Here is a 13027-nt window from a genome sequence, read left to right on the forward strand (position 1 = left end):
CCATGTCTTATCGCCTATACGTGCGGTCGGTTTCAGGCTTTGCGACTGTAGAGCAGCAGCCAAGCGAACGGCGTTACAGTTGGGCGCTGCTGGACAGTGCCGGCCATTGCCAGGCCAGAGGCGAAGCCGATAGTCAGGAGGACATCGAGCAAACGCTGGCGCAGAACGCTATTGAACGCAGCCTCCTGATTGGGTTGATTCCCGGTGACGAGGCGGCATTTTGTTTGGCCAGTATACCCGCAAAACAACAGCGGTTTATTGCCCAAGCACTGCCTTATGCAGTTGAAGAACAGCTAGCGCAGGATATAGAAACCCTGCATCTGGCGCTTGGTAACCGCGGCAACCAGGGTTATCTTGTGGCCGCGATTGATCGTGAGCGCATGGCCCACTGGTTCAGTGTGTTCAGCGGTTGGCGCGATCTTACCTTGAGTGGCATATACGCCGACGCATCGCTGCTCCCGCCCAGGGCCGACGGTTGGAGCGCCTGTATGGATGGCGAGGTGACTATGCTGCTGGGCCCGGCCGGTGAGTGGTTAAGTGTGCAAACCGTTAATTTGAGCATGTTCCTGCAAACACTGGCAGTGCCCGGCAGCGGTGAGGCTATGGCTTTGACGTTGTATCTCGCGGGGCAGACGGGCGATGAGCCGTCTTTACTTATGGAGGACAGGGTCGCTCAAGATGGAATAGAGATTACTACTGAACATTCCGAGCGCTTGCCAGTGGAACTATTAGCGCTGTCTCACCAACGCCAGAGTGCAGGCGCCATTAATCTGTGCCAGGGCAATTTTGCCGCTGGCCCGGCGAAAAAAAGTGCCTTGGCGCCTTGGCGGCCTTTGATTCTGGTAGCGGCGGCCTGGCTGGTGCTTCAACTGTCTTTGGACACAGGGCTGGGTTGGTACTATCAACATCAGGCCGACAATCTGAATGCACAGGCCATGAATGTGTACCAACAGGCGTTTCCAAACGACCGGCGCACCCACCCCGGCAACGTGCGCAGGGTGGTCGAAGGCCAGCTCAAACGAAACGCTGACAGCGGCCCAAGTCTGAATTTTATAACCCTGATGAAATTTACCGGCCAGCAGTATGCGGCTGTTTCTGGCAGCAAGGGTATTCGCTTCAACTCACTGAATTACAACCAGGCCCGCGGTGAGCTGATAGTCGATTTACGAGCAGACAGTTACGACCTGATGAGCCAATTGCGCAACGGGCTCGCGGCACAGGGGCTGGATGCGCAAATTGGCTCGGTGGTGAACGAAGCCGGTGAAATTCGCGGGCGTTTAACGGTTTCAGGAGGTTAAACGATGCTGGAAAAATTGAAAAACCAGGCCGGTGTTCGCAAACTTCAGGTGCAGTATCTGCAACTTCCCCCTCGCGACCAGAAAGCCCTGCGATGGCTAGTGGTTGCCGTACTGGCGGGTTTTTTGTACTTCGCACTGTGGCTGCCCGCTACCCATTATCACGATCGCGCGCAGGCATCTCGTGATAACGCCGCCCAGCTACTCGTCTGGATGAACGGCAACGCTGCCAGTATAAGCACGCTAGCGGGAGCGAGCCGTATTGATGCTGACGCAGACACCGCTATCGAAAAACCAACAGATAGCCGCGCGTTGATGGCCCTGGTCACCCGTTCGGCACGGGAGTCCGGGCTGGTGTTGCAGCGCTTTGAGCCTAGTGGTGATAGCTCTGTTCGTATATGGATGGATAACGTACCCTTTTCCGATGTGGCCGCCTGGCTGGAAACCCTGAGTGTCGAAAATGGTGTTTTAATAGATCAGGCGGCGCTGGAAAAGACCGCCGAAGGGGGCAAGGTAACAGCCCGTTTGACACTTGGCCTCTAATCGCCCTGCCAGCGTAAAACTGAACGGAATGAAACAGCTTCAAATCAATTAATGACGGGAGACCTTGTGTCTAACTCAGCAGATTACGACTTGATTGTGATAGGCGCCGGCTCTGGTGGCGTTCGATTCGCCCGCATGTCCGCCCAGCGCGGTGCGCGGGTAGCGGTGGTGGAATCGCGTTACCTGGGTGGCACCTGCGTGAATGTGGGTTGCGTGCCAAAAAAACTGTTTGTTTATGGTGCCCACGTTCACGATGAACTGGAAGACGCCGCCGGCTACGGCTGGCAGGTGCCTCTTGCCGACGTAAAATTCAACTGGCCCACATTGCTCGCAAATAAAAACACCGAGATCGAGCGCCTGAACGGCATTTACGGACGCCTGTTAGAAAATGCTGGCGTAACCGTTATTAATGGCAGTGCCCGCTTGAGCGGTCCAAATACCGTGGTGGTAGACGACAAAAGCTACAGCGCCAAACACATTACCGTTGCCACTGGGAGTTGGCCCGTGGTGCCTGACATTCCCGGCAAAGAGCACCTGCTGACGTCCAACGAAATGTTTTTCTTGCCGGAACTTCCACAGCATGCAGTCGTTTGGGGCGGTGGTTACATAGCCGTGGAGTTTGCCGGTATTCTGGCTGGCCTTGGCGTTAAAACCACACTGCTGTACCGCGGCGATCTGTTTCTTCGTGGCTTTGATGACGATATCCGCACATTTACAGCCCAAGAGATGGCGAAGAAGGGCGTAGATTTGCAGTTTAACGTCACCATCGAATCGGTAGCCGGCGTAAACGGCGATTATTCAGTGCTATTGAGCAATGGAGAAACACTTAAAACCGGGCTCGTTATGGCAGCGACCGGACGCCGCGCACTGGTTGACGGCCTTGGGCTGGCTGAGCTTGGCGTGGCGATGAATAACTCAGGCCATGTGGTGGTAAACGACTATTTTCAGACGGAAGTGCCCTCAATCACCGCGCTGGGTGACGTGATTGGCACCCCCCAGCTGACCCCGGTCGCTTTGGCCCAGGCGATGGTGCTGTCACGCAGATTGTTTGGCGACGGTGAAGGCGAAATGGACTATGCGGCGATTCCTACCGCGGTTTTCTGCCAACCGAACATCGGCACCGTTGGTTTGACTGAACAGGAAGCGCGCTTGGCCGGGCATAGCCTGCGAGTTTACCGCTCGGAATTCAGACCCATGAAGTACATCTTAAGTGGGCGAGATGAGCGCTGCATGATGAAACTGGTGGTCGATAAACGCACAGACAAAGTGCTGGGCGCTCACATGGTGGGACCAGACTCCGGTGAAATCACCCAGGGCCTGGCTGTTGCGATCAAGGCCGGGGCCACCAAAGCGCAATTTGACGCAACGATGGGCATTCACCCAACGTCAGCGGAAGAGTTTGTAACCATGCGTGAGCCGGTGCTGGTCGATCCTGACTGACAATCAAGGCGAAATCAAAACGCTGGCTCTGGCGAACGGAGCTGGCGTTTTTTATTTTTACTGCAAAACTTCATCACGCCATTCTTTTCGATGACCCGAAGGCCCGAACCGCGCTTTCAGCGCACGAGTGATATCTCAGCATTCCAGGGCGTTGCCCAATACTACGATCTTGACACTCCGGTTATTCAGCGCATGAAGCGCATTATCTATGAGATGGAGGTGGCGTTTTGGCAAACCGACACCGCCGTGCAAACCGATTTGGTCGAGCATGGCTTTCGACGTCTACAGGAAGTGAACGGGCGGACGAGCGTCTCTGCGCAGTGTTATCTCCGGTTCTTCGATAGCGTTGAGCAGACTCTGAATGCTCATGATTCGGGGGAGTTGTTTCCACTTGATGCTCTGCTGAGTCGTTGCGAGTCCTCCAGAGCCGTCACCACCGCTTCGAAAGCGGATGCTCATACACCAAGTGACGTTCGTGAGGTGGATCTCGAAGCGGTTCTATCAGCCATTGACCGAGGCAAGCGCGTGGTTTTCGTCGATGTGCGCGAGCCGAGTGAATTCCATGAGCAGCATATACCGGGCGCCCTGAATATTCCTATTCGCGATCTAAATGAAACCACGCTGAGTCAGATCGGTCCGGCGGATTATGTGGTCAGTTACTGCGTCAAGGACTTCAGAGGCTATGAAATGGCCAAATTGCTTGCCCGGGCTGGAGCTCAAAACTCCGTGATCATGAATCCTTACGGCCTCAAGGGCTGGATGAGCTCGGGCTTACCGGTGGCTGGCCAGAGAGCATTGGCTCGGGACGAGGCCAGTCGACAACTTACAGACTGTGCAGCAACCGGACACTGTTTGAAGAGGTAATGTGCGATGGATCGCAGAAAAATTTCATATCTTATAACATCGATGATATTTCTGGTGCCTTTGGGTTTGTGGCTACTTACCACTGGTAACCCGTTATTTTATTTCCTCGAAGACACCCCCCCGGGGCAAGGGCTTTACGTTATCTCTAAAGGCTTTGCACTGCTGGCGCTGAGTCTTTTCTGGTTTCAGTGCGTAGCGGCTCTTACAAAAAGCACGCCGAACATTGCCGGATTTTTCCGATTATCTCCCCGCGCTCACAAACTCATTGGCAGTACATTGCTGGCACTGATCCTGGCTCACGTCTTTCTCTTTTTTTACGCGGTTTCCCTGCGTAGCGGGCATTTCGCATTCGGTGTGCTCATACCAAGCTTCAGTCATGGTTTTTATAAATTCTACGTCTCCCTCGGCGTGATCGCGCTGGCTTTGCTTATTGTGGGTCTCGTGGCGGGCATTTTGCGCTCAAAATATCTTAATGTTTTCACCCGCTGGGGCCATCGGCTTTGGTTTGTCGCCTTCGGCCTGATCTTCCTGCATGGCGTCAACATCGGTACGGAAACACGGCTCGGCATTATGCTGTACGTCTATTATTTCATTCTTGTCAGTATTGTTTTTTTGGTCGCCAATAACGCGGTTTACGGGCTGCGGTGCAAGCTGGCCGAGCGTGCGCAGCGGAATGCAAATGTTTTCACCGATGGGTAGGTCTATGGTTCATTTACTCAAAGCATCACTCGCCATCCTGGTGGCTCTTGCCTGTCAGGGAGCGTTCGCTGCCAGGCTTAACGACACTTCGCAGCGACTATTGCTCACCGCACTCGTTGATGATCAGTGGGCACTCTATCACTCGGACAATCTGGCTGACTGGTCCGCGATCAATGTCGAGGGTGAGCCCAGAACGCCAACGATCAGCAACAACGGCAACCGTGTCGCCTTCGTGACGGCAGATGGATCACTTCGTGAGCTAGAACTGTCGAGCCTTGAAGTTAAATCGATCACCGATGGCAGCACACTCTCGCTAACTCACCCCTCTTACGATGATGCCGGCAATCTGCTCGTCGTCAGACTGATTGATGGTGCTAGCGTGAACACTGAGATCGGCGTCATTAAAGGAGGCGGCTACCGTCCGATCCATCAGCAGCGTTCGGCGCATTTCGAACCCGTCTTTACCCCAACACCCGAGCCCCGCATTTATTTCAGTCATGTGTCTTGCACCGTGGCTTGCGGTGGTGTGATCCAGGAGATATGGATGCGTGATCTGGTTTCTGGCGTCGCCCGGCAAGTCACCTTACTGAATAGTACCTCTCGGCAACCCTTTGTAGGTCCGTCTGGCGATGTTTATTTCTCGTCGAACGCGCAGGGCACCTATGACATCTGGACCGTCTCGTCTGGCGGCACCAGCGAAGCAGTGACAGCGGGCCCCGAATTCGATAGTCAGCCGGTGGTGCGTTTGAATGGCGATCTGCTGTTTATTCGCCATTCCGTCGATGGCGCATCACTTATGCGTCGAGCGGCAGGTTCCAGTGCGCCTGAGCGTGTTTCCCTGCCATTCGATTTCTCCGACCTTAAAGATCTCAAGGTGAGCCAATGATCTTCTCTCGAATCACTCAACGCCTTTTGATTATAGCACTCTGCGCCGCTGTACCGGGTTTGGTATTACCCGCACCGTTGGAAGCTCTGCCAGCGGCAAGCCAGAGTTTCAATCCCTCTGCGGGCGACGTCAAAACAATTCGCTTTTCGCTGGAACAGCCGGGCAAGGTGCAATTGACCCTTTACTCGGGCGACGGCAATGCCGTTAGAGTGTTGGAGACAATCGTAGCGAAGGCCGGCAACCATGCGCTGCGCTGGGATGGCAAAGACGAGTCGGGGGTAGTCGTCCCTGATGAAGCGTATACCCCGGTCTTTCAGTGCGTCTGTGGCGGAGAGCTAATAACCGTCGACTCCAGGGGGACTTCGGGTGGGTATCCGGTCGCAGTTTCGAATGTGCAGATCGACCCGTCAGGCGCCGTCAGCTATCAGTTGGCTAAGCCCTCTCGGGTATTGGTTCGCGTCGGCATCAAAGGTGGCGCTTTGGTGCGCTCTATAGCGACCTGGGTACCCAAAACCGAGGGGCGGCAGCGCCAGCCCTGGGACGGTCTCGACCACGCCGGCCAAAATCTTCTGTCCCACCCAAAATTGACGCTTCTCGTGCGCGCTATTGCACTGCCTGATCACACGATTCAGACGGTTGGCAATAACAACGTTTCATACCGAACTTACCGTGAGCAGAACGAATGGGCGCTTCCGACCGCTGATTTCAGCCAGGTCAAACTCGAAAGAAATGGTGAGCGGATCGCTCGCGAGTCCCAGATTCCGATCAGCTTGCTGCGCAACCCGGAGACACAGCTCAGTTTTGAGACCAATGAAACCCAAAACGGTATTGCGGTTGTTCGAGGCCCGGTCACCTTTCGAGTCGATATGTCGCCGAGCAACAAATGGGTGATGCAGCAGAGCCTGTATGAAGTTGCGTTCTTTGTCGACTATCAGTTCGTGTCAGAGGAAGAAACCGGATACACGCCCCTGAGTTGGCGCTGGTCCGCAGACGTGGATCCGGGGTTCCACACGATGACCGTCAATATATCGGGCCTCTGGGGTCAGGTTGGCGTGGAAACCGTTCAGTTCCTGGTCAAGGAATAACGCATTCCAGACAATGGGCATTTTCGTTAGTTTTTTTGAGAGGGATCGAATATGAGATGGGTAGGGATACAACGGATGGCAAACCGCTTAAGGGCGAATCGAAACTGGGTGCTGGTCGCGCTGTTGGTTTCCACTTTCGGGTTTCCGGCCTCAGCAACGGCCGCCGGTTCCAGTTGGTGGTGGTTCTTTGGGGATGACCTCGCGCCCGTCTTCTATAGTGTTACGCCGTCAGCAGGCGCCGAGGTTGCAAACTCTTATGTAATCGTTGAGTTTGACGTATACGACCCATGGCGCATCGGCCTTCGCACCAGTCGCCTTGACGGCGGTTCCATTCAGGTCTCTCTCAAAGGCCAGCCCTATGACAATGTTGAATTTGAGCGCAAAGGGTTAAGCCAGTGGTTTCCATGGATATTGCCTATTAAGGGGACGATTCAGGTCAAAACAGCACAAAGCTGGGAAGACGGCCCGCAGCATTTTATTGTTTCTATCGCCGATAAGTCAGGCAACCGGGGTAGCGTCGAGCATTCCTTTTTAATGGATACCAAGGGCCCGACATTTACTCGCGTTGCACCGGCGCCCGGCAACCCGATAAAAGATTCAACAGCCGCTCTTCAAATCAGAGCGGCGGACGACGGTGTGGGAGTTGATTGGGAAACCCTGTCGGTCAATGCGTCGCCAAGTTCGGCTGTGATCACCGGTTATGATACCGAATCCGGTGTCATCGAAATTGTGCCCGAGTCGGAATGGTCCGAGGGCGAGCTAGCCATTGCACTGTCCCTCAGCGATAGCCTTGCTAACGAGTCGAGCCAGACACTGGTCTATGATGTTCAACCAGAAGCCGGGTTGTCTGCAACCATTGACGCCGAACCCCTGTCCGGTAGTTCCCCACTCACGGTATCTTTCTCGCCTGAAATCGAGACCAATACGGCCATCGAAGTTTATCGGTGGGACTTTAATAACGATGGCGTCTTTGATCGGAGCGAGCCCATTGGGCGCGATCAGTCATACACATTTGACGCCCCGGGATCCTACCCCGTAACGCTCCAGGTTCTCGACAGCGCCGGCGAAACCGTTGATGCCATGGTCACCATTGAGGTCGACAATGCGCCACCGGAAATCACCGCCGAAGCGCAACCTTCTAATGGGACACCACCGCTGGTGGTCAGTTTCAGTGCCACTGCGTCCGATGACAATGGCATCGAAAGTTATGAATGGGACTACAACGGTGACGGTGTCTATGACGAGAACACCTCAACAGGCAGCACCACATTCACCTACGCGAGTGAAGGTCAATTCCAGCCCCGAATCCGCGTCACGGATACGCTGGGTGCTGCCGCAGACCTAGCAATTCCATCTATATCTATTCGAGTTATCACCGGTGCGCCAACTGTATCTGGAACGGCCAGTCCCACATCGGGCAAGGCGCCGCTGACGGTGCAATATAATGCAACGGCGTCGGATCCGGATGGCTTGCCGATCACGGCGTGGGCCTGGGATTTTGATGGCGATGGTACCGACGACTACACCTCAGTTGACAGTGGTTCGGTGTCCCACACTATCCCGACACCCGGCACCTTTTATTCCCGTGTGACGGCGACTGCCGAGGACGGTGGCACCGGTGAAGATTTCGTCAAGGTGACGGTGTTGCCCTCATTTGCGCTGTCATTGTCGCGCGACACGATCGATACCGAGCTGGCCGAGAATGTTCAGGTGCAGACAACCCTGGGCGGTGATACCGATGTCAGTGTTGTGATCCAAGACTCGGCTGGCGGAACGGTGACCACGCTAGTTTCCTGGCAAGTCAGACTAGCGGGCGACTATACAGACGCCTGGGATGGTCGCAATGCGGCCGGTGAGTTTGTGTCTGAGGGCGACTACCGCGCCGTCATGTTTTATCGTATTGACGGTGTCGAAAAGCGCTTTAATACCGTTCTCTCGACGGGTGGCCGGGAGTACAACCCGCCGCGTAATCGTCTGCCAAGCCAGTTCTCGCCATTTGACGGCGACCCGCTGGATATTACGTTTACCCTGAGTGAGGCGTCGGAAGTGACCGCCTTCATCGGACGCTACAATGTCAATACACGCTTGGTGACGTTCTACCAGCGCAAACCGTTGGGCCGTGGTAGCCACACCATTACTTGGCATGGCGAAAACAACAATGGCGAACTTATTCACCCCCCAGGCAATGATCGTTTTCTATTCGGCATCTTCGCTTTCTCACTTCCGGACAACGCGGTCTATGTCAAAAGCGGTGTGCATGTAAGTGCTATTTCCGCCGCACCTCCAATCGTAGACCCCACAAGATCCGGTGACGAGGACAATCAAGGCACCTCCACAATCAGTTTCCTACTTAGCCGGGGCGGAGCGGCGGAAATGACCGTTTACGATGCAGACACCGGTGCCTTTGTGGCACAAAAAATGGTCAGCGGGCTCTCGCAAGGCGAAAACACGCTCACCTGGAATGGCAAGGACAACAACGGAACGTATGTCAGCCCCGGAACCTACCGTATTGGCATCCTTGGTCTTGACGAGCGTGGTTCACGAACCATGGAAGTGTTCACCCTGCAACGGGTCTATTACTAGGAGGGCATGACGATGCATTCAGCGCGAAATGGACTATTGACGATCATTCTACTCACACTTATGACGTCGTTTGCACAAGCGGGCGGCGTAGGCGCTGCCGAAGATTTTGTTTACCTCGACCAGCAAGCCCGACTCATTACGCTGGAAGGCATGAAGTCCCGACGCGACGGCCTGAATGCGTCGCTGACCCGATCCGAGTTGATGAAAATTGATGAGGGCACTCGCGACGAGGTGATTGCCCTCTTTGCCGAGCACGGTGTAACCCCGAGCCAGCACGCGACCTATGGCAGTCGTCATGCGCAAGAGATTGATCAATGGCTCGAAGCACACCCCTCCTGGGATGCAACTTACGATGAACTGCAGCGGGAATTCGACTCGCTGTCTGCGGCGATGAGGTAAGACATGGACGTGAAACGACTCTCCAAAATGACGAAAGGTGGAACGGCTACCAGTGGCTTCTTCGCTACCCTGCTGGTGTTCCTCGTCGCACTCTCGGTACAAAATCAGGCGTTAGCTTACCATTACCCCTGGGATCAGGGGCACGACACCTTCGATTGGAATGATCCGAACCAGGAAGGACCGTGCGAGGGGTCGGAGTGCGACCCTTGTAAGAGTACCGGGTCGCCCGTCTATATCCCGACGGGACACTTCGTCTGGAGTGAACAGGATGTTCAAATCCCGGGTCGGCCGGGCCTGTCTATTTCACGCTCTTACAATTCAAACGATCCCCAGGTAGGCATGTTTGGCAATGGATGGAGTTCGAACTGCGACTCCATCGCAATTAAAACCGTCGATTGGGAGCAAGGCGCCGAGGGCACCCCTTTATCGTCAACAACCTACCTACTGCGTGAACCCAACGGCAAGCGTTACTCCTATACTGTGGGTGATGATGGCCAGATCGAATCGCCGGTCGGTCGCGACGATCAGGTTGAGCTGCTATCTGAAGGGCGCATCAAGTTGTCCGCACAGGCGGGCAGTTATCGAATTTACAGTGCCAGCGGTCAGCTGCTAAAGGATGCAGCACCTTCGGGCGAGTCGATCAGCTACGAATACAACGCCAACGGCCAACTAACCCGGATGGCTGCGTCGTCTGGCGCCTACCTCGACTTCTACTATGACCCCCAAGGTTTTGTCAGCGCCATCACCGACAGCGCCAGTCGTCAATGGCAGTATTTTTACGATATCGATGGCAATCTTGTGCAAGTACAGGAACCAACAGGGGGTGTTTGGGCGTACGGCTACCGGAAATACAGCCCGCCTGCTGACGCCCAAACGTATTACCAACTGACCAAAATTACCGATCCAGACGGTGTGGTGGTCACTGATGTGACCTATAGCGGTACCCGGGTATCGAGCTATACGTTGGGTGAGAACACTTTCTCCTACAACTACAACGTTAGCCAGAAAACCGTGGTCAAAACCGACAGGGTCGGTTCCTCCTGGACCTTTGTTTACGACGATGATGCGGTGATTACCAAAGTCACGGCGGCAGACGGCACCAGCCAGGAATACGTCTACGACGACGAGGGCAATCTGGTCACCTTCGCTGACGAAGCGGGTAGCCAGTGGACGTCTACTTATGATCAGCAAGGGCGGCGCATTTCCTTCACCGATCCGCTGGGCAATACCGAGCAGTGGACCTACAACTCGGAACTGCTTTACCCGACGACGACCACCTCGCCAACAGGGCGTACTACCACCGCCCGTTACGACGAGAACGGCAATCTCGCGGCTATTACTGATCCCTCCAATGCGACCACGCAATTTGAGTGGAGTGAGCAAGGTTTTATCCAGTCCTCCCAAAATGCGTTGGGCCAGCAGATGACGTTCGAGACGGATGCGTCGGGATTACCCGTCTCGGTGACTCAGCCTGACGGCAAAACCGGCCGGATTGGTTATAACGCCGCAGGTCACATTGTCAGCCTGAGTGACAACACCGGGGCCGTTTACGCCATTGAGCGGGATGCGCTCGGAAGAGCGCTTAAAAATATCGAGCCATCCGGAATAACTTTGACCTACCAGAGAAATGCGGCGGGTGATGTCTTGTCGTTGACTGACGGCAAGGGACAGCTAACCCGCTACAGCTATGACCAGTATGGCCGCCTGGCCGCCGAGACACTCACCGACGGCCGGCAGCGCACCTACGACTACCGCACTGACAACCTCCTTGAAAGCGTCACCGAACCGGACGGAACGGTCGTTGAGTTCACCTACGACACCACCAAACAGCTCGTCTCGGTGTCCAGGGGCAGCCAGACAAACACCTACGAGTACAACGCACGTGGTTTGCTCACCAAAGCCTCGAATGAGGTGGGGGTGGTCACACGTACATACGATGCCGCCGGGCGGTTAGTCACGGAAAACGTGAACGGCGAGACCGTTGCCTATGCCTACAACGCTGAAAATGAGTTGATGTCCGTTTCGGCACTGGGTCAAACTCGCAGCTATGAGCGCGACTCCCGCGGCCTGTTAACATCCATGACGGCGCCGGAAGGGCAGTATGATTTTGGTTACGATGCCCTGGCACGACGCACGTCTATGTCGATGCCTAACGGTGAGAACGTCGCTTACGGTTACAACGTTTCGGGCCAACCCACAAGCATCAGTCATGCCGGGCCTTATCAAAATAACCTGCAATACAGCTATAACCCTCGTGGCCTTATCAGTAACTACTCGGGCAAGTGGGTCGATTTAAGGGCGCTTACTCACTACCAGCAAATTCTGAACAATGGAAATTTTTGAGCGTCGTGTCGAAAATTAACAAAAATTTGTGTAATCAAAACCCTAGAAATAAATTTGTGACTTGACGATTAACATTTTTTCATGTGACCCTATCTAAAAGGACGTTACACGATATAGAGGTAAAGGATGTTCTCTCTCTTCTCAAAAGCAATCCTGCTTTCATTTTTTTTCATCTATTTTTCAGCCAGTGCAGTAGCAAGCCCCATAGTCCTCAACGATTGGGCTTTCAATATTGACGATGACCTATACGAATACTTTGCCGGGGATACCATGCCGGGAAGTGCGCAATTGGACGCGTCGGGTCTGGGGCAGGTTGATCTCGAGTTTGCCTCAAACGGCAGCCACTCTGTTGGCGCATTCTTTGACTTTGAATTTGGCCGTTCCGCCAACACCTATTTCAATGAATATGGGCAAGCCGTTGGCGCTCCCGCACCTGGCCAGAGTTGGGAGATCGACGAGCCCGGCTTTATTTTCGGAGACATCTACGACAACCTGGTATTCAACTCATTGGGCAATGACAATGCAGTTCCGCAGGGCTCTGAAGAAGATGTATCTTTTGCCCTTGGATGGGACTTCAATCTTGCCGCCGGTGAAACCGCTTATCTGTCACTCTTTACGGCCCTGACAGCGCCGGTCGATGCTTTTTATCTCTCCCAAACCGACCCTGAAATGGGCCTCTCCTTCAATCAAGAACAGTCGCTTTATTTCTGGGGCGAGCTGGACATTGTTGGAAAACCAGTAGCGGTTTCAGAGCCCTCTGCAGGACTTCTCCTGGCGATTGGCCTCTTCTCACTGCTTGTAAGAAGGCGCGTTATCGCATCCTGAATCACCAAGATGCGACTCCCCTCACTTCTTGATACTGACAACCTGTATAGCAATAAGGGATCCCT

The 13027-nt window shown here is 54.5% G+C and carries 11 protein-coding genes; all 11 read left to right on the top strand.

What is annotated here, in order from left to right:
- Positions 1-2: 2 nt before the first annotated feature.
- The 11 genes from gspL (at position 3) to MIH19_RS10125 (ending at position 12962) form a co-directional block, all read left to right on the top strand.
- A complete protein-coding gene (gene gspL / locus MIH19_RS10075) occupies positions 3-1298 on the top strand; it encodes a type II secretion system protein GspL (RefSeq protein ID WP_249008727.1) in 1296 nt (431 codons plus the stop codon).
- A gap of 3 nt (positions 1299-1301) precedes the next feature.
- Positions 1302-1838 carry a type II secretion system protein GspM gene (locus MIH19_RS10080; protein WP_249008728.1) on the top strand — a complete coding sequence of 179 codons (537 nt, stop codon included), beginning with the start codon at positions 1302-1304 and terminating at the stop codon, positions 1836-1838.
- A gap of 51 nt (positions 1839-1889) precedes the next feature.
- Complete coding sequence (gene gorA, locus MIH19_RS10085) at positions 1890-3278, top strand: glutathione-disulfide reductase (protein WP_249008729.1); 1389 nt, start codon at positions 1890-1892, stop codon at positions 3276-3278.
- A gap of 192 nt (positions 3279-3470) precedes the next feature.
- On the top strand, positions 3471-4142 hold the full coding sequence (locus tag MIH19_RS10090) for a rhodanese-like domain-containing protein (protein ID WP_249008730.1): 672 nt from the start codon (positions 3471-3473) through the stop codon (positions 4140-4142).
- A 6-nt stretch (positions 4143-4148) separates the two neighbouring features.
- On the top strand, positions 4149-4841 hold the full coding sequence (locus MIH19_RS10095; protein ID WP_249008731.1) for a hypothetical protein: 693 nt from the start codon (positions 4149-4151) through the stop codon (positions 4839-4841).
- A 4-nt stretch (positions 4842-4845) separates the two neighbouring features.
- A complete protein-coding gene (locus MIH19_RS10100) occupies positions 4846-5727 on the top strand; it encodes a hypothetical protein (protein WP_249008732.1) in 882 nt (293 codons plus the stop codon).
- Positions 5724-6812 (top strand): FlgD immunoglobulin-like domain containing protein, encoded by a 1089-nt coding sequence (locus MIH19_RS10105; RefSeq protein ID WP_249008733.1) that lies wholly within the window; start codon positions 5724-5726, stop codon positions 6810-6812. Before MIH19_RS10100 ends, MIH19_RS10105 begins: the two co-directional genes overlap by 4 nt.
- Before the next feature lie 75 nt (positions 6813-6887).
- A complete protein-coding gene (locus MIH19_RS10110; protein ID WP_249008734.1) occupies positions 6888-9395 on the top strand; it encodes a PKD domain-containing protein in 2508 nt (835 codons plus the stop codon).
- Between the two features lie 12 nt (positions 9396-9407).
- On the top strand, positions 9408-9794 hold the full coding sequence (locus MIH19_RS10115; RefSeq protein WP_249008735.1) for a hypothetical protein: 387 nt from the start codon (positions 9408-9410) through the stop codon (positions 9792-9794).
- Positions 9795-9797: 3 nt separating this feature from the next.
- On the top strand, positions 9798-12137 hold the full coding sequence (locus MIH19_RS10120) for a DUF6531 domain-containing protein (RefSeq protein WP_249008736.1): 2340 nt from the start codon (positions 9798-9800) through the stop codon (positions 12135-12137).
- Positions 12138-12263: 126 nt separating this feature from the next.
- Complete coding sequence (locus MIH19_RS10125) at positions 12264-12962, top strand: PEP-CTERM sorting domain-containing protein (protein WP_249008737.1); 699 nt, start codon at positions 12264-12266, stop codon at positions 12960-12962.
- The last annotated feature ends 65 nt before the right edge of the window (positions 12963-13027 follow it).

Origin of the sequence: Marinobacter sp. M1C (genome assembly GCF_023314135.1) — a bacterium.
Taxonomy (GTDB): Bacteria; Pseudomonadota; Gammaproteobacteria; order Pseudomonadales; family Oleiphilaceae; genus Marinobacter.